Source organism: Sphingomonas bacterium, from assembly GCF_903644135.1.
Lineage (GTDB): Bacteria > Pseudomonadota > Alphaproteobacteria > Sphingomonadales > Sphingomonadaceae > Sphingomonas.
Genome location: NZ_CAHJXA010000009.1, coordinates 1 through 23,387, shown reverse-complemented (window position 1 = coordinate 23,387; position 23,387 = coordinate 1). Strand labels below are relative to the sequence as shown.

The following is a 23,387-nucleotide window of genomic DNA, read 5'->3' as shown; positions in this document are numbered from 1 at the left end:
GGCCCAGACCGCGGCATCGCTGGCCGGCGGCGCGGCACGCACGGCGGCGTCCAGCTCGGCGGCGAGGCTCGCCTGGGTGGCGGCGTCGACCATCTCCTTCCAGTTGATGACGCCGTAGATATAGTCGATCGCCTCGCCATCGGACGAAAACGGCATCAGGATGCCGCGATACATGGTGGTGCGGCCGCGGCTGCCGACGAACTCCGCCTCGAAGCCGATCGGTGCGCGATTGGCGATGATCTGGAGGTAATGGTCGGTCAGCCGCGACAGCAGCGAGCGCGGCGGCACGTCGGCGATCCGGTCGATGTCGCTGGCCAGCTCGCACTCCTCGCGCAGCGACCGGCCGAGAAAGGCGATGCCGGGATCGTCTAGCCCCCGGGAGAAGTCGAGCAGCACGCTGTTGGAGCCGAAATCGGCGATGCTGCCGGGGTCGAGCTCGTCGATCGGCGGGCACGAGCGCCCCTTCAGCAGCGACACCCAGTGATTATAGGCGCGCACATGCATCCGCCGCTCGTCGCCGCCGAGCGCGAACGGCTGCTCGTCACCGCCGCCGTCGCTGGCGTCGTCATGATGATGGTGGCGGTCGAGGCGGCTTGCGGTATCCATCGGCACTCGGGTCCCGTTCGGCGCAACAGGCACCGTTCGCGCAGCGGTCTAGGTCGGCCATGGTAAAGGCCGCGTAAACCTGCGGCTCACCCCGGCGGGTTGTCAGCGACCAGGCGACCTGATACGCGCCGTGGCGTTGATCCGGTACGCCGGACGCGCGCCGCTTTAGCTCAGCTGGTAGAGCATCGCATTCGTAATGCGGGGGTCGCAGGTTCGAGTCCTGCAAGCGGCACCACTCCCGATCAAGAGAGGGCACCGCAGGTGCCTTTTGCTCGGGATCGTCGTTAGCGGCGAGTTCGAGCGGCTTGATCGGTCCGGTTATGGTGATGGTGGTCGGCGTAACCACAATCTTTTCGATGAAGCGTCGCGCATAGCCTTGGCGGACGTTGCTGTTGTCCGAGCGCAGTTTCGCAAGCACGACTTCTCCGAGCCGATCGATCGCTTCGGGCGTAATTCGTCGATCAGCCGTCGAAAGCTGACGCTCGACCAGAACGATCTCCTGTTCGAGGTCCGCGCGCCGGGAGCGTTGGTTGGCGAGGCGTGCCGTGAAATCGGCGTCGCGCGGGCTGACGATCCCCTGCTCGATGAAGTCGAACATGTTCTGGATCGCGCGTTCGACCCGCGTGCGTTCGGTTCGAAGCGCTTTGAGATGCGCCTGACGTTCGCGCACGGCGGCCGAACTCTCATCGAGCAGGCCGGCAAGCAGCACGCGAAGGCGCTCGGGCCGCAAAAGGCGATCGGCAAGCGCGTCGATCACGATCGTCTCGAGCGCGTGATCGCGCATGCTGATGCCCGAACATGCCGTCTCGCCGCGGCGAAGCCGTCGCGAGCAGCGGTAGTAGCGGTAGCGACCGCCTTTGCCCGTCGCGATGGTCAGGGCGTGGCCGCATTCGGGGTGCCCGCACTTCGCGATGCCCGCAAGCATCGTCGGGCCGGATACAAAGCTCGGCGGCGTGACCTGCCTCGCGTTGCGGACGATACCGGCTTGCACCTCCAGCCACTCCGCTTCGAGGATGATCGACGGCACAGCGACCTTCTGCCACTCATCCTCAGGCCGCTTCACACCGTTGCGGATGTCATGGACGCCGTAGTGGTGGATCCTCGGCACCGAGGATAGTGAGCAGCCACTGCGACTCGTCCGACGCGACGTCGAACGAGGACGGCAAGCAATCGACGACGCGATGTGCACGTTGGGCGGCAACATCGGCGGTGGAGTGGTTGGGCGGCGATGCCATGCAACGGCATTTCGCCGAGATCGATGTGCGGCAGCCATGTCAGTCGCTGAGCGGTCGCGGCCCCATCATCGCTGCCGTCGAGCTCAGACGTATTCATTACGAGAGCATCGCTTATATGCCATGGGCCGGTGCAGAGCAGAGGGTGGAGGCTAGCGAAGCGACGATGCGAGACCTGGTCGATCAGATGGTGGCGATGATCGATCCAAAGTCCTGGTCTATCGACGGGAACGGGCAACGCTTTGGTACCACCATCGCCGGAGCGCGTATCGAGTTCGACGCCACGATATCCACGGCAAGTCTCGCTTTCGAGCAGCTCGCATCTCTGGTCGAAGCAGCTATATCCACCGCGCGGGTGCGACATATGATCGACGCTGCAGGAATGACGTCGCAACCGCTGCCGCTGTGGCTGGTGAGCGGCTCGGACGTCCTTTCGAAGTGGCTCGTCTGGGCGGGGGCGGGCAAAGCCTTGCGCAAGGCGCTCACGCTGACCGACGAAGCCGCTGTCGCGCCGGTCGCAGGCTACCTTGACCGACGTGCCCGTCGCGAGCTCGGCCAGGGCGGAGCCAGGATTCGGGTGCGGGGCGGTATCGCGACCGCCGAGCGGCTCGAGCTGTCCGACCACCCGCGATGCATCGCGATCCTTGGGCAACGCGCCCGTGTTCGTATCGAGCGCCACAAGTTTCCGGAGACGGTGATGTTGGCTCTTCGACAAGTCGAAGGCCAGAATGCGTTGCGCCCGCTCGCAGACGTCGTCAGCCATTCGTTCTTCGCAAGCGCCGACCTCAAGATGGCGGCGGTCTCGAGCGAGGGCACTTCGCTGGTGTTCGAGGTCGAGAGCCGCCAAGTTCCGCTCGAGCCGATCCCCGCCGCTGCCTGGAGCGTGCTGCCCGCAGACGCCGATCCCGCAAGCCCGTGGCGCGCGACGGCGGGCGAACGCCGTCGGCTGGATGGGCTGGTCGAAGAAGTACGCCATCGTCTCGCCGCTACGGGCGGTCGTCGTTGATGATCGTGTTGCCGTCGGTCGAATAGATCGTGTGATATTCGGCTTCGGTATCGAGGTAGAAGCCGCGCAGCTGCTTGTACTGGATCACGGCCAACGTGGCGGCAAGCATGTTGAGATCGGCGACCTGGATGTTGCTGCGGTACAGCTCGTCATCGGCGTCGCCGGTCATCGGGATACGGCCTTTGGCATGAACATGGTCGCGCATCGCCGGCGTGCTGGTGGTGACCCGCACCAGCCCGATCAGCCGGTCGTCGACCAAGCTGAGCCCGAGGCCGCAATCGATATAGGGCAGTTCGCGTGCCTCCAGCGTGGGGATGATGAACGCGCGCGCGGCGACACTATCGACGCAGACGAACACGAAGTCGGCTTCGTCGAGAAGACCAATCGTATCGGCGTCGAGGTGCACCGCATGTGGTTCGATGCCGGCGTGCATGCGGCCGTAGGTGCGCGCGAAATACTCGACCTTGGACAAGCCGGCGTCGATGTCCTCGATCGCCATCGCGCCCGGCCAGCGGAACGCGTTATGCTGCTCGGCGCGGTCGCCGTCGATCAGCAGGATCCGGTCTGCGGGCGTCTTGCTGATGAGGTCGAGCACGACCGAGCCCGTGCCGCCAAGGCCGATGATTGCGATCGCGCCCCCTGCCAGCCGCGCTGACACCGCCTCGATCCCTGCGCGGGTCGAGGCGGTGTCGGGGTAGACGAAGGGTCCACTGTCTCGAACGTCGGTCATGGTGCTGCCGAGCTCAGCTGGCGAAGGTGGCATTGACGTTTACCAGCAGGCCATCGGCGAGTGGGACGACGTCGCCCGGCATCAGCAACCCGTTCAGTCCGGTGTCGACCGAGTGGCGGAAAGACACGGTCGCGGCACCGGGATTTTGCCCCTCGCGATCCGGGTAGGCGATGCGCAGCAGCTGCGCATAGGTGGCCGTACGGCCACGCAAAGCGATCCAGCGGCCGTTGACCGAGATCGTCGTCCGATCCGCGGTCGCGACAGGGCGGGGCGTCGAGCGTTCGGCTTCGCCGACCAGATACAGCGCGCGACGGCGCGGCGGGACGTGAGGAAGCAGCGCAGGGACGGTGGGCGCAGCGGCGGGGGTGATGGTCGTCAGCATGATCGTTCTCCTCGGCTAGAATGGCTCGTAATCAGCGGAAGGATTATTCGACATCACGCACCCGCGCAGCGCATTGACCATGCCGGCGTAGATATGCCTGGCGGAGTTATGGCCGTAGCGCGGCAACCGTTCGCGGACCTGCGACCACGAGACGATGCCGCCGCGAGGATCGATACCGAGATCGCCCATCGCCTCGCAGCAGATCGACAGAGCCAGAACGTGATCGCGGCCGGACGGGACGGGTCGGAGCGCGACCGCGTCCGCTTCGGGAGCGACCCAGGACGGGATTCCGCGCCTGACGTCGCGCTGCAGGAACCAGACCACCTCGCCGAGATCGACATCGACGCCGAGCCGGTCCTCGCGCCAGCGGCGCCCCCGCTCCGGGTCCATCATCGCGACGAGTCCCGCGAGGACGTCGTCGCCGACGCGGTCGGCGCCGATAACCGAGACGAACGGGTTGGCGCAGCGAGCCGCTGCCATCGCAATGGTGATCGGCGAAGCACCCATCGCCTCGCCGATGTCGCCAGAGGCGGCGATGTTGGCGGCGACGACCGGGTCGGTCAGGTTGAGCACGGAGTGCGGCACACCGACGACTCGCGCCAGCCAGCGTGCGGCATGCGTGCGGCCCGCCCCGCCTCCGCTGCCGAGGACGAGCTTGCCGCCGCCGAACCACGGCCGCTCGGCAGCGAGCATCGCCGCACAGCGCTCGCGTACCCATGCAAGGAACTCGGGCTGATGCTCGTGCATGACGAGGAACGGGATGCCGTCGGGACCGAGCCGGTCACCGCCGAGCAGCGCGAACGGCTCGCCGAGTTCCAGCGGCAGCTGCTCGTCGTCCGTGCCGTACCCGACGATCATCGCCGGCGTCGCCGGTTGAAAGGGAGCGAGGGTCGCCATCAATCGCCCCGCCACATCCGCAGCGGACGCGTTCCGCCGGCACCGCGCCCTTCCTTCTTCACGCGGCGCTCGGTCACGAACATTTCATCGAGGAGTATGCGCGCGAGCGCTTCATTGCCGTGCTCGGCCGCGTGATTGAGGAAGCCTAGGAACCGCTCCTTCTGCCAGCGCAGCCAGTCGCACAGCCGGTCGCGCTCGATCGCACGATCGTAAGAGACCGACCACTCCGCCGTGTCGCTGCTCATACGCTGCAGTTCGAGCAGGTGACGGCCGTGCTTGCCTTCGCGCCGATAGAGGTTGACGTTGAGGTAGTCGCGAGCGCGTCTCGCCACTTCCTCAAGTTGCTCTGCACGTTTCAAGGACGCTTCGGTGATCAGTCGATCGGTCAGTTCATCGAGCGAGGCGCTGCCGAACACCATGGTGAGGCGGCCGAGGAAGACGGGATCGAGCTTGCCCTTCGCGATGGCAATGGTCAGCGCCTCGCAATCCTCGATCGTCTCGAAGCGGCGGCTCCAGATCGAGGTCGGTGCCGCACGGCTGGCCAAAGGCTGGGTGAGCAGATCAACGGTACGCTCGTTGTTCCCACCTACGCTAAGGTGGAATGCGTGGGCCCGTCCTTCTGAAGGCATAGCGATCTGCATGACGTGGCCCGTGTACGATCGTGTTTGTATTATGTCAATGGTTCTCCTTGCTGTTCTGACCGGGACTGGCACTCGGTAACAAATGACCGTGACCCCTCGCGCCCGGCTCGCCCTTCGATACGCGCAAGCGATCCCGGTCTTGATGACGGCTTGCGCGGTCGATCCATCAGCGAAGACCGCGTTCGAAGCGCGCATCCGCCAACTGCAGCGGCTCGGCGTACCTGCACGTGATGCGGCTCGAAGTGCGGGGAGGCTCGATTACGGAGTCGTCGAATTGGCGGCGCTCGCGACCGCCATCCGACTGATGGCGGCGTTCATGGTGCCGTCGCTTGCCTCCCGTCATGTCATCGAACGATGGGCGACATTTGCCCCGATCCTTCTGGCCGGCGCGCGCGCGGCGATCCCGGAAAGCTACCTCGCGCGCCGACCGCTTGGAGACGCAACTGGAATCCTCATCGAGGCAAGCGCGCTGGCGGAGCTGGGACGACAAGGCAAACATGACGAGCGCTACGCCGGCGCGCTCGGCGGCATGACCGCGGTCAGCGCGTCGACACTGGCGGACGCCGTGCAGGAATATCAAGGCACGGGGCTGATCCTCGATGCCACCGGCTTCATGCCGGCGCTGATCGAGGGTTTCGTAGAGGCGACGACGGCCACTGAGCAGGAACTGGCGAACGAGTTGGACGGTCTGCGCTTTTCGGAGCGGCGCTAAGACAGATCAGCCGAGTGCCGGAAGAGTGGGCCGGACAGCGTCGGGTTGCAGCTCCTACTTCTGCTTGTCTGCCGACATCGATAAGCGATAGAATGCCCGCACTATGGAGACATAGCGGGGCGTGGAAACCTCGAAGAGCAAGAGCCGGTTCGATCGACCGGGTGGCGGACGCGTATGTCCAGGCCACCCGGCTAAAGGCGTTCGCGCCTAGCTTGCTCTAGGTTTCCAACACCCGGTTCCGAAGCGACGGCACGCCCTGCGGGCGTGTCGCCGGCTGTCGAGGGGATGGGTGATGGCAAGAGTCGACACGGCACTGTCAATGATGAAGATGGCGTTGGCACTGCTCGATGCGTTGGACGAAAGCGCCGCCGCTGCTCACCTGCAACACGCCATCAGTGCCGCCTCGAGAGAGGCGGTACCCTCGACGATCGAAGACATGGAGGCGGCCTTGGACACGCCCTCCGCGCGCGCTGTTTTAAAGCGTATGGAGTAATTTCTGGTCACGTCGAGGTTTGCGATCCCTCGTCAATGACGTTGGCGCAGCGATCGCCGGAACACCAATAGTACCGATGTCGCTCATCGCCCTAGGGCCAGTCCCGGGCGCTGCCGCTCTCGCCAGGTCGACTGCTGAAGACCTTGACATCAGTGTTACAGGTCGATGCTGTAGCCGCAACACGCCGCAGCAGCGTTGCAGCACCAAGGTCAGACCTGCATGACAACCGGACCGCAGAAGATTTTCGCGACCGCCCCGCTAGCGGGATACGTAGCGGAGCAGCAGCTAGTGCTGAAATATGCAAACTTGCGCGGTAAGCTGACGCGATCTTCCTCGACGGAGATTGCGGACAGTGCTCGGGCAGCCACCACGCGCCTTTGACGAGTTCGGCGAAGCGAGCTCTTTGCTGATCGGTAGCGCCGAACACGACGACCATGGTGTTATGCATGGTTGATTGGGACGAACCATCGATCTTGGAGAATGAAGGGCGACCGTCGATCAGAAATATGTTGGCATCCCGAGCCAGAGTATTGTGGAAGAACGCAGCACCGGTAGCCGCCGGCACCAGGCACACGACCGTCTTCACGTTGCCAGCCCGCCATTCACTATGCGCGCGCTTGAGCCATTTATCCTGTTTGGACCAAGGCGGATTTACGAATGCCAGCGGCCCGTACCACCTATTCCTGAGACCGTTATGCCCTTGGCGAACGTCGAGATACTTGTCTGGACGAACCTCGCTAGCTGCGTGCCAGCATGGATCGAAGCTGATCCTGCCAAAACTGAATATGATTGCCCGAAGTAACTTTCGCGAGGTAAAACGATCGTCGCTCTCTTTCTGCTCGATTTCGGCCGCAAGGCGGCGGTCGGCTTTCTCCTGCTCCGGTGCCTGCCGCTTGGCATCCCTTGCACTCGTATCAGATCGCGGCTTCTGCACCCCGGGACGCTTCGGGTTCCCGGCTTTTGTAAACACTGTAGCGTCAGTCGTCGACGTGGTCTTAGCGTCCACATTTTGCGCGGCGTTATGTCCTGCGTACTGTACACGGTTAGCCATGCGAACCTCCTCTGTAGGATTGCTGAAGAGACCGTGGCACCTGACAGCCTGCCCCGATCCGTTACCGGACCCACTGCCTACCCGTGACGGGACGGCATGCTGGCTGCGTCGACGACAGCAAAGCGCGCAGCGAGTCAGGTATTCTCGCCTGTGTTGTCGGCTCGGCCGGTCCCTAAGCAAGGGGTCGACGACCTCCCGACGCGCCGCAAGTATACGACTGTATGTCAATTCTGTCAAGCTGAGTTGTAGGCGACCGCGCCGTTGTTTCCGTGTTCGGCTAAATCATTGTGACCCACAGCACGAAGCCGCTGCGCGGCATTGGTGGTGGCGGTGAGGTAACGCCCTTGCGCTGAGGTTTGGTCCTGCGGCAGCCGCGGCAGACGATGAAGTTCCTTTAACGAGAGGAACTTCATCATGGCGACTCTACCGACCGAAACACCCGTTACCCCGCTGCGTCAGCGCATGCTCGACGACATGGCGATGCGCTCGATGCGGTCGCGTACCCAGCACGACTATGTTCGCCACGTTCGCGCCTTCGCGGCTTTCCTGCGACGCTCGCCGGAGACCGCGACCGCCGAGGACGTGCGGCGCTTCCAGCTCTACCAGCGCGAGCACGGTGTCGGGGAGTCCGTCATCGGCGCCACGGTATCGGCGCTTCGGTTCCTGTTCGGCGTGACGCTCGACCGGCCCGATTTGTCGCGCAAGCTGGTCCTGGCGCCTCGCCCCCGCAAGCTGCCCGACGTGCTCAGCGTCGAGGAGGTGGCGCGGCTGCTCGAGGCGGCGCCGGGCATCAAGTACCGCGCCGCGCTGGGCGTCGCGTACGGCGCCGGATTGCGTGTGTCCGAGGTTGCGCACCTCAAGGCCGACGACATCGACAGCAAACGCATGCTGATCCGCATCGAGGAGGGTAGCTTTCCACCATTCCCGCAGCAGCTCCGTTTGGATGTGCGTCGCGGCGGGTAGCCACTGCATGCTTCAGGCAGCGCAATCGTGAGTACCGAACTCAACCGGTCTTGGCGATGCGCGCCCGGGCCTCAGCATCGTCGATCAGCCGCTCACGAGTGTCGCAGGCCATGACGGGCGCTTCGTTCGAGACCCAGGAAACGACGCCGCGCGGGGTGCAGTAGCAGCGCACTTCCTTCGCGGTCACGTACCAGTCCTTGCCTGGGCAGGTGGCGCAGGCGGGTTCGGGATCGGGGTAGATGCCCTTCGGCAACTGGGCGAGCACGCGGCTGTCGTCTTCGCCCATCAGCCGGCTGACTGGCCCGAACCATACGGGAGCCTGTTCCGTGGATGCCATGCTTATTCTTCCTATTTTACAGGACCGTTCAGGCGTCGCGGTCGAACCAAATCTTGATCAGCTCGACGAACCGCTCGTTGACGAGCCGAGCGTATTCTAGGCGGAAGCTCGGATGCGCCTCGATCATCGGCTTGACCTTGATCGTGAACCCGCCGCGGTGGTCGGGCTGGATGGTGGCCACCACGCGGTCGTGGCGATTGCGCACCTCGACCGCCTTGATCTCGGTCTTGCCGGCGGCGGCGGCCTTCAGCTCGGCGGCGACGCGCGGCGCGGCGTAGCCCTTATCTGCGATGAGCGTGGCGCGTTCGATCAGCTTGGCCCGGGTCTCCGCGTCCTCGATCAGCGGCGCGAGGTCGATCCATTGGCTGAGGCTGATCGCACGGCGATCGGCGAATGCAGCGAGAATGATGTCGGGCGCCTTGCGGAACGCGAGACCGCGACTGAGCACCGACTTGTCGATGCCGACCGCCAACGCGAGATCGGTATCGGTCTTGAATGCGGCGTTGCCGTTCAGCGTCGCCCAGCCACCAGCGAGATCCCAGAAGCTGGGCGTCACCGCCTCGCGATCGTCGCGATAGGCGATCGCGATCGCTTCGGCGCGGGGCAACTCGGCATGGACCCGGATGCGGAGCTGGATGCCGGCAACCACGCAGGCGGCGCAGCGGCGCGATCCGGCGAGCAGCTCGATGACGCCGTCCTTCGCGGTCTCGCCATGCGCATCGTTGATCTGGCCGACCGCCTTGAGCTCGGCAGCGAGGCGGGCGATGCCGTCGGCATCGTGCGGCGTATCGACCCGTGGGTTGAGCGGCGAGATTCGTACCGAGGCCGGATCGACCTGGATCACGCGAGTAGTGCCCTTGCGGGGCGCGAGCGGCAGCTGTTCGGTCATGCGGGTGGTCCTCGATGTTCGACCCGCACGTCCCTGCCTGCCCACGATGTGTGCCAGCCATGTCGGTCGTATCGCCGTTTCAGCGGACATGGGCATGATCGGCGGTGATGCCGGCGAACCCCGTCCAAAGCGGCACCAGGATGCGGCGGCGCAGTGCGAGCGGGATCGACATCCCGAACAGCAATGGCATCGCCCCGCCCACCGCCTGTACTTCCCGCGCCACGAGACCGGCATGGACGACGTTGCCGAGTGCGATCGGCTGCCACATGGGCGTCTGATCGGCGATCCAGTCGTGAACCTCGACGTCGATGTCGGGCCGGAACCAGATCACGGGGCTACCAGTCTGCGCGACCGGGGTCAGCCCCGACAGGCGGCGTCGCCCCGCTAGGATTGCGGCCAGCGGTCGATCATCGCTGTAGCCACCTGCCTTCCAGCTGCGCGCGCGATCGACGAGCTGTCGCAGCTGCTTGCCCGGATCGTTCTGCGCCTTGCGGATCGCCGCTGCGCGGACGCGGACCTTGCTTCCATCGCTATCCCTGCCGCCATTGTGCGCGGTGTGGCGCTGGTCGAACCGCCGAAGCTCAATATCGCCGGGGTTCGCATCGACCGACGCCGACGACCGCCAGTCGGCGTCGATGCCATCGGTCGGCGTGTCGAGCGACTTGAGGATCGAGCGCACCAGCTCACGGTTCACGGCGCCGGCCTGATCGTTTGAGACCGGATCGGTACCAAGACCGAGCTTCCGGCGCCGGGCATTGGCGCGTTTCGTGAATACATTGTAGCCGGGGTCGCGGAACTCTCCAGGGAAGGCATCAAGCAGAAGCAGCGTCAGCAGGTCGGCGGTGCTGAGCCCCATATAGGTGGCGAGGTCGCGGTGGTAGCTGGTCGAGGTGTAGATCGGCTTGGCGAGTTCGGTGTCGGTCACGGTCTTCATCGTCGCCGGATCGTGCAGAGACTGCTCGAACTGCCAGCCGAGGCCATGTGCCTGCAATGTGGGGAGCGGGTGCGACGCATCGAACCGCTGGCCGGCAACGAACGCCTTGACCATGTGATGCGACAGCGCGCTAGACGCTAGCCAGAACCCGGCGCGGGTGCCGAGCCGCAGGGCGCGACGGACCTTGATCGGGTGGCTATATTCGCGCTTGCCACGGCTCGCGTCGAGCCGCGGGCCGGCGACACCGTCGAAGGTACGGCTTTTTTGCTCTAGCGCAATTTCGCGGTGGCGGGCGACCTCGAACACCGTCGCGACCGCGCCGACCGGACCGCCGTAGGTCAGCCGGAACGCGCCGGACGGCGCCAGCATCCACGGAAGCGCTTTGAACACACGATCCAGCCGCCGCGTGACGATGAGCTTGTAGGCGAGGTCGGTTCGCACCACGCCCAGCATCAGGGTGCGATGTCGGGCGTCGGGATGATGAAGCCGGCTCAGATCGCCTGTGGCGTCGGCGCACCATCGGGCCGATGCCGCCACATTGGGCGTGCGGACAATCACCGCCTCCAGCCGGTCGGAAAGCTGGCCCAGTTCCGTGGCGAACGTGGTGGTGATCGGCGGCGGCCGTCGTCCCTTGGTGGGCAATCCTTCAGTGATGCGCAGGACACGCTCGCCCACGGCCTCGCCGACGGCGGTGAACAGGCCGATACTGGCCACGATGTCGCGGGCGTGATCGAGCGCACGGCCGACCTTGTCGGGGCGAAGGCAGCTGCCGGTCGCCGTATCTTCGATCGCTCCAACGAAGGAGCGGAGACGTTGCAGGATCGCCGCCTGCGCGTCGGCGATCGTCGGGATCGCGGCACCGGCGTCGTGGAGCGCGTCATTGATCACGCGATCGAATGCGGTGAGCATATCGATGATGGCGCGGGCCGCGAGCAGGATGCCCGTATCGCCGAGCTCGGAGCTGCATCCGTCCTGGTGCACCTCCCATGCCGCTCTCACGGCAGCCGCCGCCTGCCGTTCGGCGACGATCAGCTCGCCCATTGGGCCGCCGGTCAGCAGCCGATCGAGCCAGTTTGCCACCCAGCCAATCTCCCATCCGACGGCGCGCCAGAACGCCGCGGGTGCGTAGCGTAAGCCCGTGATATCGTAGAGCCAGGCCAGGATATCATCGCGGCTCTGCGGGCGGGTGATGTACGGGTGCCGCACATCGACCGCGGCGATGCCGTATCCTGACAGATAAGATCCGATATCCGGCTCGCGTGTACCGACGATCGCGGCGCCCGGTCCGGTGCCCGGCGGACCGGGCCTTTCGCGATGCGGCAGGAAAGCCTTGGCGAGATCGACGTCGGGCGGCACGATGGCGATCTGATCGGGCGACGCGGTGCCGTCGGCCAGGATGACGTCGGGCAGCACGATGCGCGCGCGGTGTGCCAGCGCCTCGATGTCCTCGCGATGGTCGCGGTGCAGCGCGCGATCCGGCGTCACGCCCCGTCTCCGGTAAACGCCTTGATCAAATCCCAAACGCCGAGAACGTTGGCGCACTGCGCTTCGACCTTGTCCCAGCGCTCGACGATCTCGCGCAGGCGTTCGGCATCGTTGGCGAGGCCGACGATCTCGGCCTCGCGTGGGAGCAGCAATTCGGGCCGCGCCGGATCGAACCCTGCAAAGATCGCGGCCAGCTTCTCGCGGACGCTTACGAGCTTCGTGCGATAGGGCGTGACGTCGGTGACGAGGATTCCGTCGATGGTGATGGTGGTGCCCATCGTCACGCCTCCCGCTTCGTGAAGCGCAGGTTCGCGTCGTGGTTGCCAAGCCAGTTGGCGGCATGGCCGCGCGTGCAGGCGGCGGGCAAACCCACCTCCAGCGCCTGCGCGGTCGTGACCGCGAGATGGCCCTGGCGCGACAGCGGCGGCTTCCAGCGCCAGCGGCGATCAGGGTTGGCACGCTGATGCGCGACGAAGCGATTACAATCGTCGCAATACCGTGCTTCGGCATCGCGGTGGAACGCTGCCGCGCCGATCCGCGCGAGCCGTTCGCCGCCCGCCTCAATCACCGGCACCAGCAGCGACCCGAACCGCTGGTCGCGCTGGTTGACCGCGGCGCTCTCGAACCCGCGGCGCAGCACCGCGAGCGGCAGGGCGTGGAGCCCCCGATGTCCGCTGCCGTGATGCGGTGCCAGCCCGAACGCAAGCGCCGCCTGGCCGAGCCCGAACTTCGGGCGTTTCAGCCAGAACGGATCGATGCGGCCCTGCTTGAGAAGGTCGAGCTCGTCCACCATTGCTTCGCCAGTAACCTCGAGCATGGGGTCCGCGTCACACAGGGTACGCAGCCGGGGCAGGAGGTCGGCGACGTCGTCAGCGTCATCGACGGGCATATTGGCGAGCCGAGCGATCACCTCGCGCCAGTCGAGCGTGTGCGCGCCGAGCACCGCGAAGATATGCCCCGCGCCGAACCCGCGCTCGAACAGCATGCCGCCCGCGATGTAGGCGGGATAGTGCGGATGCTGGCCGAGCGCGGCCTGCTCGGCATCGAGCGCCGCGATCGTATCGACCGCGGTTCGGTGGACGGCAACAGCATCGGCGATCATCCCGTCGATGGTCTCGACGAGTGCCTCGTCGCTGGCGGGGGGTGTGCGATCGGTCATCGGGGCGTCTCCTTCGAGACGCACCGACCATGGGCGTATGTGCGCCAGCCATGTCGGTCGCGCGCGCATGTTGGCGCACCTGGATGCATTGGCGCGTACCTGTGCGAGGAGCGGTTCGGTCGGGCGATCATCACGGGCGAGTTCCAGCAGTTCTGCTGGGCACCATGCCCAACCCCGATGTTATGGGATGGGGAAGGGGCTCCAAGGAGCGGTTTTTTCGCCGCATCGAAGCCTCGCGCGCGCGAAGCGCCACCAAGCGCTCAGTGCGCGGACTGACATGGCTCGCCCACATGCCGATCGGCGATGGGTCGGACATGGTCCCGCTGTCCGTCCACCATCCCGATCGATCGGACCGAGCCGCCGGGCTAGGTGTATCAGGTCATCAATACAGGTCAGGCACGTCGATCAGGGTCAAGGCAGCTGCAGGGGAAGGGGCATTCAAGGTTAAGGGCGGGGGGCGCATTAAATGAATTGCCCTGCGGTCAATTCGGGTGGCTCCGCCGACCCTGTCCTACCCCCCGCCCCCCCTCGAGTTCTTTCTCGTACTGCCGGACGGCAGTTGTATCCCTGCAACGCCCGAGACCTGCCGGATCGTCATGCGCCAGGTGCGGTCCGAGGCGCGCAAGCAGGCCAGGATCAAGCGTCACGAGAAGGCGGTCGAGCTGCAGATGGCGCTCGAGGATCGCGCCGCCGCGCGGTCGGTGCAGAGGGAGCTTGCAGAGCTTCATCGCGGCTCGATCCGCTGGGCCGCGCGGTTCAAGGTCCGAGCCGAGCCAAAGCGGCCGGAGACCCGCACGTCGCCGGTGACCAAGCGAGTCATCGGCACTGCGATGAAGGCGTCCGCGCGGGCGACCGATTCCCCGCGTCCCGCGTCATCCTGGGTGATCGACGCGCTCGGCATGAAGGGCGTGATCTGGCAGCAAAGCTATCTCGGCCGCAAGTCGCCCGGGCAGCACCGCGGTGCTGCCCGCGAGAACTGGGAATATATCGTCCGCGACGAGGCGGTGCTGCTGGACGCCACCGGCGAGCCGGTCATCATCAGCAACATGGGCGACGACTGGGTAGAAATCGGCGCGGCCTGGCAAGCGATGGAGGACGCCAGCACGCGCGCCAACGCCAAGATCCAGCTGCTCGCCATCGCGCCATTCGACAGCGACATGAGCGAGGCAGAGATGATCGCCGCGTTGAAGCACTTCTGCACGACGGTGCTCGACCCCCTCGATCTGCCCTATTCCGCCGCAATCCATGCTCCGCCAGCGCAGGGCGACCAGCGCAACTTCCACCCGCACATCGCCTTCTCGCTGCGGCCGATGCGCCGGGTCGAGCCCTATGCCTGGGAAGTCGCCGACGAGGTGTGCGGCGAACTCGACGGACGTGACGGCGTTCAGATGCTCCGTCATCTCTGGGCGCATTCGATGTCGGCCGCGGCCGAGGAGGCGCGGAGCAACCGGCGTTATACCGGCCTCGGCTACGGCGCCCGTCGCCTCGATCTGGAAGCAGGCGAGCATCTCGGCGAGGCGCGCGCCGCCATCGTTGCGCGCGGCGGCCACGTCCGGGCGCACGAGCGCAACCGGATCAAGGCTGCGCGCAATGCCGCCCGCCGCGTGATCCGCGACGCCGACAACAAGATCGCGGCCCTTACCAAGGTGCGCGATGCGGCGGTGAAGCGGATCGAGCGGCACGGGGATGCGGTTGTCCCGGCGAAGATCATCCGTGCCGCACCGCCGGTAGAGGTGGCCACTCTCCTGACGCGCGCCAGAGCCCCAGCCTCGACCATCGTGCTGAGGGCACCGGCATCAGCGATCTCCGCCAGGGCAAACGTCCAGACTCGCGCCTATGCACCCTCACGACCGACTCTTGCGGCCGCCGTTGCGCCGGTCGAGCCGACCGTGATTACCACGTCGCCCGCGGCAACACCGGCCACGATCCGCACTCCGGCCGTCACACCGCTGCGCCCGGCGACGCGGTTGTCGGTGACGCTGCCCGTTGTCGCGGGCGACCGGCTCGAGACAAGATTTGTGGCGAAGCCTGCCGTTACGTACGAGCCTGCCGGTCGCGTCCATCCGGCCGCGCTGCCGCTCGTGCCGACCGTCGCCCCGATCGGCGGGCGGACGTTGTCCGGCGCGCGGCCAGTGCGCCCGCGCGTAAGTCTCGCACCCATCGTGTCGACCACCACACTGCAACGCGACGACCCCGTGGCTCCGCTGTTCGATGCCCTGGCGATCGCCCGGTTGGCCCGCATCCGCAAGCGGCGGAAAGGCACGGGGACCGACGATCCTCGGCTCGATACCCTCCCGACGCTGGGCGCGGTGGACATGCTCGATGCAGTGCCCAGCCTCGACCAGATTGCCGCCGAGGCCACCTCGCGCTGGCGCGTGGATGCCGAGCGGCTCGGCGATGCTGATCTCGTGCGGGTTGCCCGGCTCACGGCACTCGATCCCTATGTCGCCGATTATGGCGGCGACGACGGGCAGGTCGAGACCGACTATCCGGCATTGAAGGCGATCGGGGTCGGATGGGACTGGCTGCAGGCGCCAGGCGTGCAGCAGGCGCTGCGCGCCATGCGCGACGAGCAGCAACGTGTCGTTGCCGATCTGGCACGCGAGGCAACCGCGCGGCCGCTCGCGTTCGCGAAGACCGGCGCGCGGTTCTGGCCGCGTGACTTGCCCGCGGACCTACTCCGCCGGATCGATCGCTGGGCGAACGATCCGGGGTTCGAGCGAGATGCGTTCGAGATGCAGCGGACGATCGACCGCGCGCATGCCGCGCGTGACGCGGAGCATCGCAAGGCCCGCGTCGGCAACGAGCAGGTCGGGGCAAAAGCCTTGCCCCGCATACCCGACGGTTTTGGCGGATGGCGGCAGGGGCCGGCGCCCGTGTTCCACGACCACGGCATCCGCGCCCGCATCGCCGCATTTGACACGGCGACCGGCAAGCCGACCGAGCAACTGCTGATGCTACTGATGCTGGCGGGGCAGCATCCCCGGCGGATCGACATCGCTGCCGATGGCAGGCTGATGGCGCTGCCCGGCAAGCCGGCCATGCTCGCAGCCTTGCTTCATCCGTGGCGGCATGACGACCGCGTCGCCGCGCTCGTGACCGAGACGGTGCGCGCCAGCCGCGAAGCCGGAAATCCGGTCTGGCCGCGGCTGCTCGCCGGCGCGGTGCAGGCCTATGCCGCCCGCGCCGCCGGTCCGTCCGGCCTTGCGACCCGCCGACCACCGCCGGACCTCAGTCGCGGTCCGGCTAGATGATCCGGCGGCGGCAAAGTCTTTGCCGGATCATCTCTTTTTTTGCCTCATCGATGGAAAAGCGCGGCACGCGCCGTCCATGCCCTGGACCAGGGAAAGGGAGCGGCTGAAGTGAGCCGGAAGGTGATGGGAAAATGCAGAAAGCATTGATCCGTCGCTGACGGCTCCGTGCGTCGCAGCAGCGACGCGCGATCACAGCTGAAAGGAACATCCATGTCCGACGTCACCACCGCGCCTCGTCCCCTCGAGGCCGGACGCCCCATCCTGCGCCCGCGCCCCCCGTTCAACGCCCGACCGGTCTGCGCGGCGGGGCGCGAGAGCCGGTCCACCGAGGGGCCGTATGCCACGCACTATACCGCCACCGCCTCCTGGCTCTACATCAACCGGCTCAGCGGCAGCGACCGGTTCGGGCAGGTGCCGGACGCCTATCTCCATCGCGGCGATCTCATGGCCGCCGGGCGCTGCCATCCGCAGAAGCTGCCGCCCCGGCTGCGTTCCGGCGACACGCTGTGGCGCGATGCCGACGACGCGGCAGCGCTCGAGGGACCACGCGCGATCACGGCGACGCATGTCGTTGCCGACCTGCCGCCAGAGGCCGATCCGGCGCGCTGGACCTGGCTCGTCGAGCAGTACGCCTACCGCCATCTGGTCGACAAAGGCATGATCGTCGACTGGGCGATCCACGCGCCCAAGGGCGCGAACGGCGTCCCGCCCGGGCCGCCCCACGTCCACCTGCTCGCCACGGCGCGGTTCTGGCGTCCCACCGGCCGGTGCGGGTCGCGCCAGTGGCAATGGCTCGCCAACGCCGACCAGATCCGCACCGCCGAGGATGACTGGTTCCGGACCATCGGGACGCGGTTTGCGCTCGCCGCCTGATTCTCTCCACTCACCCACGCCTCCGACGCCCGTCGCTCCTCAGAGCGGCGGGCGTTTGCAATTCAAGGAACAACCCATGTCCTTCTACCACCTCAATCCCAACCGCCGCGGTGAGCGGCTGGCCCGCCGGCTCGAACAGTTGGGCGATTACCGTGTGCTGCGTCGCCTGCCGCAGCCGGAAGAGATCTGGTGCCGCTCGATGCCCTTCCCGGACAGGGTTATGAAGCTCGCCATCATCGATTGCGAAACGACCGGGCTCGATCCCGAGCGGCACAAGATTATCGAGCTCGCGATCGGCACCTTGTCGATCGATCTCGACGCCGGCGACGTGGTCGATGTGACGCCGCCGCAATCGTGGCTGGAAGACCCCGCCGAGGATCTGCCGATCGAGATCGAGCGGCTGACGCACATCACATCGGACATGCTGATCGGCAAGTGGATCCCCGACGCCGAGGTCATGCGGACGCTCCGTGGGGTCGATGTCATAGTGGCGCATAATGCGCGCTTCGACCGTGCGTTTGTAACCCGTCGCTTTCCTAGGGTCCAAACCCAATTACCGGGTTGAGGCGGAGCGGCTTTCCTGATTCACTGTGAGCGTGGATCATGGGAGGTGCGGGATGGCGCTGTTCTGGTTGTCGGACGAGGCATGGGCGGCGATCGAGCCGCATCTTCCCAAGAACCAGCCGGGTGCCAGGCGAGTGGACGACCGGCGGGTGATCTCCGGCATTCTGCATGTGCTGAAGGTCGGCTGCCGCTGGTGTGACTGCCCGGCGGACTATGGCCCGTCCACCACGGTGTACAACCGCTTCAACCGGTGGTCGCACCGGGGCTTCTGGCTCAAGCTCCTGGACGCGCTGGTCGGTGCGGGCGCGGTGACCACGAGCACCGCGACCGACAGCACCTACGTCAAGGCGCAGCGCGCGGCATTCGGCGCAAAAGGGGGCGCTCGGCACAAGCGATCGGCCGCTCGCGCGGCGGCTGGACGACCAAGGTCCACGCGCTCACCGACGTCATCGGCCGTCCCTACGCGTTGATGCTGACCGCCGGCAACGTCAGCGATATCAAGGCCGCGCCCGCGCTTCTCGAGCGCGCCGGGCGCATGCGTTACCTGCTCGCTGACAAAGGCTATGATGCCGATCACCTGCGGCGCTCCCTGCGCGATGCCAAGGTCGTTCCCGGCATCCCCGGTCGCCGCAATCGCAAGCGCACCGTCCGCTACGACAAGAAGCGCTACTGCGCTCGCCACCTCGTCGAAAACGCCTTCTACCGCCTCAAGGACTTCCGTCGCGTCGCCACCCGCTACGACAAGCTCGCCGCCAACTTCCTCTCAGGCGTGGCACTCGCAACCGCCATCGCCTTCTGGCTGTGAACGAGTCTGAGCCCTAGGCTCGCGAACCTGCCATGGGCATGCTCGATGAAAGAAGTCGATTGGCCGGCGCTCGGCTGGAGCGGTGGCCGAGGTATCGCCGGCCTGTTGACGCAGGCGGGGTTCTTCCTGCCCGATGCCCACCGCGCGGCTGCCGACGTATGGGCGACCACATGCCTACTCGCCTCCGCCACGGGCGACGGGCGGTCGGTCGCGGCACATCTGGTGGACACGGCCCGCCGTCAGACCGAGCGCCTTTACGCGAACCATGCGCCGTTCGAGTGCAAGGACGCGCTCAAGGCCGGCAGCTATCGCTGGTCGCCCGAACGGCGGGCATGGTGGATCGAAGGCGATCCGGAGCGTATCGCCAACGAGCGGGCATGGCTGTTCGAGCTGTCATCGATGATCCTACCAGCAGCCGAGCCTGTTGATTGGCACAGCAGGTACGTGTGAACCCCGACATGTATCGAGGGTAGTGACATGCCCCTATTTTTCCTTCCCTGGAGCTGTCGTACGACCCCGAAGAAGGGACAGATGAAGCGGAAGCAGTTTCGGAAGAACAGATCACCGGCATCCTGAAGGAAGCCAAGGCTAGCCGAGGTGACGGACCTGTGCCGGCGGCACGGGATGTCGAGCGCGAACTAATATGCATGGGAGGCCAAGTTCGGCGGGCTGGAGATGTCCGATGCGAAGCGTCTGCGGGCGCTTAGAAGGAGAATGCCCGGCTCGAGCGGCTGCTGGCAAATACGATGCTCGACAGCGCAGACCTGAAGGGTCTGGCGGCGTCTTTTCGAGGTGGAACATGGTCTCCAGCCTTCCACGGCCGATTGGCGCTCCGAAAGACGACGCCGTCGCTCTCGTTCGGGAATATCTGTGCCCGCAGCAGGCATAGCCTTCAGGATCGTCGGGAACTGGTGGGTACGCTGAACGGTCATGACTGTTCACCCATCGACACGATCGTTCAATGCCGAGCAAGTTCCGCGCGGCCGACCACCATATGGTGAACCTCGTCAGGGCCATCCGCAAAGCGCAAGTGCCGAACATCCGTATAAAGATCGGCCAACGGCGTCAGCTTGGACATGCCGGCCGCACCATGGATCTGGATCGCCTGATCGATGATCTGGCACGCGCGTTCGGGCACCATCGCCTTGACCATGCTGACCCACACGCGCGCCTCGCGATTGCCGAGCACGTCCATCGCCTTGGCCGCCTTCAGCACCATGAGCCGCATCGCCTCGATCTCGATTCGCGCGCGTGACGCCAGTTCGAGATTCTTGCCAAGCATGATGAGCTGCCGCCCGAAAGCCTCGCGCGAGGTTCCGCGCTTGACCATCAGGTCCAGCGCCGTCTCCGCCTTGCCGATGGTACGCATGCAATGGTGAATGCGGCCCGGCCCAAGGCGCAGCTGTGAAATTTCGAACCCTCGCCCTTCGCCGAGCAGGATGTTGTCGCGCGGGACGCGTGCATTGTCGAAGCGGATGCGCATGTGCCCGAACGGTGCGTGGTCCTCGCCGAAGATGTGCATCGGGCCGACGATCGTCACGCCGGGCGTGTCCTTGGGCACCAGGATCTGCGATTGCTGTTGGTGCGGCGGTGCGTCGGGACTGGTCTTAACCATCGTGATGAGCAGTTTGCATCGCGGATCGCCTGACCCTGAGATGTAGAACTTCTCGCCGTTGATCACCCATTCGTCGCCGTCCAGCACCGCCGTGGTGCTGATGTTCTTCGCATCCGACGACGCGACGTCGGGCTCGGTCATTGCGTAGGCGGAGCGGATTTCACCGCGGAGTAGCGGCTCCAGCCAGCGCTCCTTCTGCTCGTGGGTGCCGACGCGTTCGAGCACTTCCATGTTGCCGGTATCGGGCGCCGAGCAGTTCAGCGTCTCCGATGCCAGCGGTGCCTTGCCAAGTTCGGCCGCGATATAGGCGTAATCGAGATTGCTCAGGCCCTGGCCGGTTTCCGCGTCGGGAAGAAAGAAGTTCCACAAGCCGGCCGCGCGCGCCTTGTCCTTCGCGATCTCCATCAGTTCGAGCTGTCCCGGTGCGAAGCTCCAGCGGTCGGCCCGGCCCGCGCCCAGCCGCACGAACTCTTCCGTCATCGGCACGACGTTCTCGGCTATATGCCGCTTGACCGCCTCGAACAGCGGCCGGGCGCCTTCGGACATCCGCAGGTCGTTCATTTCCATCTCGCGATCGGCTTCGCTCACGTTATGTTCTCCAGTGTCGGCAAGGTTGAAGAGGTCATTGCTTCCGTCAGTGCGTCGCGAAGGTCGCGGCGTAGAAACTTGCCGCTCGCATTGCGCGGCAACGGCGCATCCACGATCCAGACGTGTCGCGGCACCTTGAACGCGGCGATCAACGACGCCGCGTGCGCCTGCAGTTCATCGATCGACACAGCGCCTTGAAGCAGGACGGCCGCTGCCACCGCTTCGCCCAGGCGTTCGTCGGGGACGCCGAACACGCAGGCCTCGGCGACCGCCGGATGGCGATACAGCGCCGCCTCGACCTCCGCGCAGTAGACGTTCTCGCCGCCGCGCAGGACCATGTCCTTCTTGCGATCGACGATGAAGATGTAGCCCTGCGGGTCGACATAGGCGATGTCGCCGGTGTGCAGCCAGCCGTTGACGATCGTCTCGGCGGTCGCGTCGGCGCGGTTCAGATAGCCCTTGATGACGCCCGCGCCCTTGACGCACAACTCGCCCACAGTTCCCGGCGGCACGGCACGCCCGTCGTCGTCGTGGATTTCGACCTCGAACGTCGGGATCGGGCGGCCGCAGCTCGTCGGCCGGCGCAGATAAGCGTCACCGGAAATCCCGCTCACCAGCCCGCAGGTCTCGGTCATGCCGAAGCCGGTACTCGGCTGCATCGGCGCCGCGTCCTCGGCGACCCGCGCGACGAGATCGGGCGGCACCGGCGCGCCGCCGCCGCTTAGCGTCACGATGCTGGACAGGTCACGGCGTGGGGCGTCAGGGTGCGCGAGCAGTTCGCGCGTCATCGTCGGCACGCCCGACATAACCGTCACGCGCTCGGTCTCGATCAGGCGCAGCGCTTCGCCCGCATCCCACCGGTGCATAAGCACCAGCGTCCCGCCGGCTGCCGTTACCGGATGCGCCAGACTGTTGTTGGCGGTGACGTGGAAGAGCGGCGTGGTGACGAGCGCGATCGGCACCGGCGCTTCGGCCATCAGCTCGCCATCAGCGAGCGCCGAGCGCCGTGTGAGGTCCGTCACGAAGCCGATGCCGAGCACCGTGTTGATGCAACCGCGGTGCGTCAGGCGTGCGCCCTTAGGCGTACCGGTCGTGCCGGATGTGTAGAAGATGCATGCATCGTCGTCCGGGTCGGGATCGTGCGTGGGAATGATCGCCGTACAGGCTGCGACCTCGGACCATGGCGTCGTGGCGGGCCGTGCGTTGGCGCGCACCAGGACGATCGCCGTCCCCGGGTTCCGCCGCGACCAGTCGACAAGACGGTCATGCCGTTCGGCGTCACAGACGACGATCTTAGGCGCCGCGTCGTCGAGCGCGAAGGCGAGTTCCTCGCTGACCCACCAAGCGTTCATGCCGACGGCGGTCGCGCCAACCGACAGGCATGCCCAATACGCCAGCATCCATTCTGGATAGTTGCGCATCGCGATCGCGATGCGGTCGCCAGGAACCACGCCATGCTGCGCCATCCATGACGCAACCGACGCTACCGCCTCATGCGCTTCGCCATAGGTGATCCGCTCATCGCCGAACACGAGATAGGATCGTTGGGCAAAGGCCGACGTAGCCATCCAGATCTCGGTCATTGACCGTGGCGCCTGTACGAAGGTGCGAAGCGTCTGCCCACGCACTTCGACCGTCGTCACCTCATAGGCCGCGCCGGGGGCGATTAGCTCCGTCCAGACCGCATCGATGCGACGATCCGTCTCGTCCACGCTCATCGCGTCCAGGGCTCGTTCCCCGCCGATGAGAAACCAAGCGAACGATAGGCGGCATCGATCAGGCTCTGCCCGCGATCGTTCAGGCCGACGCCGCTGCCGTGCTGGTTCATGACGTAGCCGAACGACATGCGCGCCTGGCGGTCCGCGAAACCGATGCTGCCGCCCATGCCGGGCGTGCCGAAGGCGTCGCGGCCGATGATGACGTGCTCACCCGCGCCCAACCGCCGGTCGCCCCAGCAGTTCGAGAAGCCGAGCGTGAAGGTGGTGGGCACGCGCAGCGTGACATCGATATCGGATGCCGAGCGAATCCGGCCCATCGCGGCCAGTGCGGGTGCATCAATCAGCCGCACGCCATCGACCGAGCCGTCCAGCGACAGGGGCGCGTAAAGCCGGGCAAGGCCGCGCGCGGTGGCGATGCCGCCTGCGGCGGGGATTTCGGCCGCATGCCGCGCG

General features: G+C 66.1%; 22 protein-coding genes, 1 tRNA gene and 4 pseudogenes. 11 read left to right on the top strand and 16 right to left on the bottom strand.

Annotation, left to right across the window (positions count from 1 at the left end; all coding sequences use genetic code 11):
- Positions 1–606 (bottom strand): annotated as a pseudogene (locus HUU96_RS01415) (hypothetical protein); the annotation flags it as partial.
- A gap of 159 nt (positions 607–765) precedes the next feature.
- Here HUU96_RS01415 and HUU96_RS01410 point away from each other — a divergent pair.
- Positions 766–841, top strand: a tRNA-Thr gene (locus HUU96_RS01410).
- Between the two features lie 567 nt (positions 842–1,408).
- On the opposite strand, the pseudogene HUU96_RS15285 reads toward HUU96_RS01410, so the two are convergent.
- Positions 1,409–1,531: pseudogene (locus tag HUU96_RS15285) on the bottom strand (recombinase zinc beta ribbon domain-containing protein); the annotation flags it as partial.
- Between the two features lie 191 nt (positions 1,532–1,722).
- On the opposite strand from HUU96_RS15285, the gene HUU96_RS15025 reads away from it, so the two are divergent.
- Positions 1,723–2,844, top strand: a complete 1,122-nt coding sequence (locus HUU96_RS15025; RefSeq protein WP_254604853.1) for a hypothetical protein — start codon at positions 1,723–1,725, stop codon at positions 2,842–2,844.
- On the opposite strand, the gene HUU96_RS01400 is transcribed toward HUU96_RS15025, so the two are convergent.
- From HUU96_RS01400 to HUU96_RS01385, 4 genes are read right to left on the bottom strand one after another with little or no spacing between them, the layout of a single operon-like run.
- A complete protein-coding gene (locus HUU96_RS01400; protein WP_174291079.1) occupies positions 2,825–3,574 on the bottom strand; it encodes a ThiF family adenylyltransferase in 750 nt (249 codons plus the stop codon). The genes HUU96_RS15025 and HUU96_RS01400 overlap by 20 nt on opposite strands.
- Before the next feature lie 13 nt (positions 3,575–3,587).
- Positions 3,588–3,956, bottom strand: coding sequence for a multiubiquitin domain-containing protein (locus HUU96_RS01395; RefSeq protein ID WP_174291078.1), 369 nt, complete (start codon positions 3,954–3,956; stop codon positions 3,588–3,590).
- A 15-nt stretch (positions 3,957–3,971) separates the two neighbouring features.
- Entirely contained in the window at positions 3,972–4,853 is an 882-nt protein-coding gene (locus tag HUU96_RS01390) for a hypothetical protein (protein ID WP_174291077.1), read from the bottom strand.
- Entirely contained in the window at positions 4,853–5,494 is a 642-nt protein-coding gene (locus tag HUU96_RS01385; RefSeq protein ID WP_174291076.1) for a hypothetical protein, read from the bottom strand. The genes HUU96_RS01390 and HUU96_RS01385 overlap by 1 nt, the downstream gene beginning before the upstream one ends.
- A gap of 82 nt (positions 5,495–5,576) precedes the next feature.
- Between HUU96_RS01385 and HUU96_RS01380 the strand changes: the two genes are divergently transcribed.
- A complete protein-coding gene (locus HUU96_RS01380; protein WP_174291075.1) occupies positions 5,577–6,206 on the top strand; it encodes a hypothetical protein in 630 nt (209 codons plus the stop codon).
- Positions 6,207–6,498: 292 nt separating this feature from the next.
- Positions 6,499–6,699 carry a hypothetical protein gene (locus HUU96_RS01375; protein ID WP_174291074.1) on the top strand — a complete coding sequence of 67 codons (201 nt, stop codon included), beginning with the start codon at positions 6,499–6,501 and terminating at the stop codon, positions 6,697–6,699.
- A 91-nt stretch (positions 6,700–6,790) separates the two neighbouring features.
- Here the strand turns inward: HUU96_RS01375 and HUU96_RS01370 are convergent, their stop codons facing one another.
- Entirely contained in the window at positions 6,791–7,750 is a 960-nt protein-coding gene (locus HUU96_RS01370) for a DNA N-6-adenine-methyltransferase (RefSeq protein ID WP_174291073.1), read from the bottom strand.
- Between the two features lie 233 nt (positions 7,751–7,983).
- Positions 7,984–8,166 carry a hypothetical protein gene (locus HUU96_RS01365; protein ID WP_174291072.1) on the bottom strand — a complete coding sequence of 61 codons (183 nt, stop codon included), beginning with the start codon at positions 8,164–8,166 and terminating at the stop codon, positions 7,984–7,986.
- On the opposite strand from HUU96_RS01365, the gene HUU96_RS01360 reads away from it, so the two are divergent.
- A complete protein-coding gene (locus HUU96_RS01360) occupies positions 8,165–8,713 on the top strand; it encodes a tyrosine-type recombinase/integrase (RefSeq protein WP_254604851.1) in 549 nt (182 codons plus the stop codon). The two genes, HUU96_RS01365 and HUU96_RS01360, sit on opposite strands and share 2 nt — an antisense overlap.
- Positions 8,714–8,753: 40 nt before the next feature.
- On the opposite strand, the gene HUU96_RS01355 is transcribed toward HUU96_RS01360, so the two are convergent.
- From HUU96_RS01355 to HUU96_RS01335, 5 genes are all read right to left on the bottom strand, one after another.
- On the bottom strand, positions 8,754–9,050 hold the full coding sequence (locus HUU96_RS01355; RefSeq protein WP_174291071.1) for a hypothetical protein: 297 nt from the start codon (positions 9,048–9,050) through the stop codon (positions 8,754–8,756).
- Between the two features lie 28 nt (positions 9,051–9,078).
- Positions 9,079–9,939 (bottom strand): ParB/RepB/Spo0J family partition protein, encoded by an 861-nt coding sequence (locus tag HUU96_RS01350; RefSeq protein ID WP_174291070.1) that lies wholly within the window; start codon positions 9,937–9,939, stop codon positions 9,079–9,081.
- Between the two features lie 79 nt (positions 9,940–10,018).
- Positions 10,019–12,415, bottom strand: a complete 2,397-nt coding sequence (locus HUU96_RS01345) for a hypothetical protein (RefSeq protein ID WP_174291069.1) — start codon at positions 12,413–12,415, stop codon at positions 10,019–10,021.
- Entirely contained in the window at positions 12,355–12,636 is a 282-nt protein-coding gene (locus tag HUU96_RS01340; RefSeq protein ID WP_174291068.1) for a hypothetical protein, read from the bottom strand. The genes HUU96_RS01345 and HUU96_RS01340 overlap by 61 nt, the downstream gene beginning before the upstream one ends.
- A gap of 2 nt (positions 12,637–12,638) precedes the next feature.
- Entirely contained in the window at positions 12,639–13,517 is an 879-nt protein-coding gene (locus tag HUU96_RS01335) for a hypothetical protein (RefSeq protein WP_174291067.1), read from the bottom strand.
- Positions 13,518–14,113: 596 nt separating this feature from the next.
- On the opposite strand from HUU96_RS01335, the gene HUU96_RS01330 reads away from it, so the two are divergent.
- The 6 genes and pseudogenes from HUU96_RS01330 to HUU96_RS15245 all read left to right on the top strand — a co-directional run.
- On the top strand, positions 14,114–16,771 hold the full coding sequence (locus HUU96_RS01330) for a hypothetical protein (protein ID WP_174291066.1): 2,658 nt from the start codon (positions 14,114–14,116) through the stop codon (positions 16,769–16,771).
- A 210-nt stretch (positions 16,772–16,981) separates the two neighbouring features.
- Complete coding sequence (locus HUU96_RS01325) at positions 16,982–17,644, top strand: MobA/MobL family protein (protein WP_174291065.1); 663 nt, start codon at positions 16,982–16,984, stop codon at positions 17,642–17,644.
- A 76-nt stretch (positions 17,645–17,720) separates the two neighbouring features.
- Positions 17,721–18,209, top strand: coding sequence for an exonuclease domain-containing protein (locus HUU96_RS01320; protein ID WP_174291064.1), 489 nt, complete (start codon positions 17,721–17,723; stop codon positions 18,207–18,209).
- A gap of 52 nt (positions 18,210–18,261) precedes the next feature.
- Positions 18,262–19,013: pseudogene (locus HUU96_RS01315) on the top strand (IS5 family transposase).
- Between the two features lie 45 nt (positions 19,014–19,058).
- Positions 19,059–19,463 carry a hypothetical protein gene (locus HUU96_RS01310; RefSeq protein ID WP_174291062.1) on the top strand — a complete coding sequence of 135 codons (405 nt, stop codon included), beginning with the start codon at positions 19,059–19,061 and terminating at the stop codon, positions 19,461–19,463.
- Positions 19,464–19,516: 53 nt separating this feature from the next.
- Positions 19,517–19,789: pseudogene (locus HUU96_RS15245) on the top strand (transposase); the annotation flags it as partial.
- 182 nt (positions 19,790–19,971) lie between these two features.
- Here the strand turns inward: HUU96_RS15245 and HUU96_RS01305 are convergent.
- The 3 genes from HUU96_RS01305 to HUU96_RS01295 all read right to left on the bottom strand — a co-directional run.
- On the bottom strand, positions 19,972–21,195 hold the full coding sequence (locus tag HUU96_RS01305; RefSeq protein ID WP_217430235.1) for an acyl-CoA dehydrogenase family protein: 1,224 nt from the start codon (positions 21,193–21,195) through the stop codon (positions 19,972–19,974).
- A 17-nt stretch (positions 21,196–21,212) separates the two neighbouring features.
- Positions 21,213–22,934, bottom strand: a complete 1,722-nt coding sequence (locus HUU96_RS01300; RefSeq protein ID WP_174291061.1) for a class I adenylate-forming enzyme family protein — start codon at positions 22,932–22,934, stop codon at positions 21,213–21,215.
- Positions 22,931–23,387: serine hydrolase (locus HUU96_RS01295; protein WP_174291060.1), on the bottom strand; the 457-nt coding region annotated here is incomplete at its 5' end. The genes HUU96_RS01300 and HUU96_RS01295, both read right to left, overlap by 4 nt.

Bases quoted from the DNA above. Each gene is read 5' to 3' on its own strand.
- HUU96_RS01400 (WP_174291079.1), bottom strand. From the start codon at position 3,574: ATGACCGACGTTCGAGACAGTGGACCCTTCGTCTACCCCGACACCGCC.
- HUU96_RS01395 (WP_174291078.1), bottom strand. From the start codon at position 3,956: ATGCTGACGACCATCACCCCCGCCGCTGCGCCCACCGTCCCTGCGCTG.
- HUU96_RS01390 (WP_174291077.1), bottom strand. From the start codon at position 4,853: ATGGCGACCCTCGCTCCCTTTCAACCGGCGACGCCGGCGATGATCGTC.
- HUU96_RS01385 (WP_174291076.1), bottom strand. From the start codon at position 5,494: ATGCAGATCGCTATGCCTTCAGAAGGACGGGCCCACGCATTCCACCTT.
- HUU96_RS01380 (WP_174291075.1), top strand. From the start codon at position 5,577: ATGACCGTGACCCCTCGCGCCCGGCTCGCCCTTCGATACGCGCAAGCG.
- HUU96_RS01375 (WP_174291074.1), top strand. From the start codon at position 6,499: ATGGCAAGAGTCGACACGGCACTGTCAATGATGAAGATGGCGTTGGCA.
- HUU96_RS01370 (WP_174291073.1), bottom strand. From the start codon at position 7,750: ATGGCTAACCGTGTACAGTACGCAGGACATAACGCCGCGCAAAATGTG.
- HUU96_RS01360 (WP_254604851.1), top strand. From the start codon at position 8,165: ATGGCGACTCTACCGACCGAAACACCCGTTACCCCGCTGCGTCAGCGC.
- HUU96_RS01365 (WP_174291072.1), bottom strand. From the start codon at position 8,166: ATGATGAAGTTCCTCTCGTTAAAGGAACTTCATCGTCTGCCGCGGCTG.
- HUU96_RS01355 (WP_174291071.1), bottom strand. From the start codon at position 9,050: ATGGCATCCACGGAACAGGCTCCCGTATGGTTCGGGCCAGTCAGCCGG.
- HUU96_RS01350 (WP_174291070.1), bottom strand. From the start codon at position 9,939: ATGACCGAACAGCTGCCGCTCGCGCCCCGCAAGGGCACTACTCGCGTG.
- HUU96_RS01340 (WP_174291068.1), bottom strand. From the start codon at position 12,636: ATGGGCACCACCATCACCATCGACGGAATCCTCGTCACCGACGTCACG.
- HUU96_RS01335 (WP_174291067.1), bottom strand. From the start codon at position 13,517: ATGACCGATCGCACACCCCCCGCCAGCGACGAGGCACTCGTCGAGACC.
- HUU96_RS01330 (WP_174291066.1), top strand. From the start codon at position 14,114: ATGCGCCAGGTGCGGTCCGAGGCGCGCAAGCAGGCCAGGATCAAGCGT.
- HUU96_RS01325 (WP_174291065.1), top strand. From the start codon at position 16,982: ATGTCCGACGTCACCACCGCGCCTCGTCCCCTCGAGGCCGGACGCCCC.
- HUU96_RS01320 (WP_174291064.1), top strand. From the start codon at position 17,721: ATGTCCTTCTACCACCTCAATCCCAACCGCCGCGGTGAGCGGCTGGCC.
- HUU96_RS01310 (WP_174291062.1), top strand. From the start codon at position 19,059: ATGAAAGAAGTCGATTGGCCGGCGCTCGGCTGGAGCGGTGGCCGAGGT.
- HUU96_RS01305 (WP_217430235.1), bottom strand. From the start codon at position 21,195: ATGGAAATGAACGACCTGCGGATGTCCGAAGGCGCCCGGCCGCTGTTC.
- HUU96_RS01300 (WP_174291061.1), bottom strand. From the start codon at position 22,934: ATGAGCGTGGACGAGACGGATCGTCGCATCGATGCGGTCTGGACGGAG.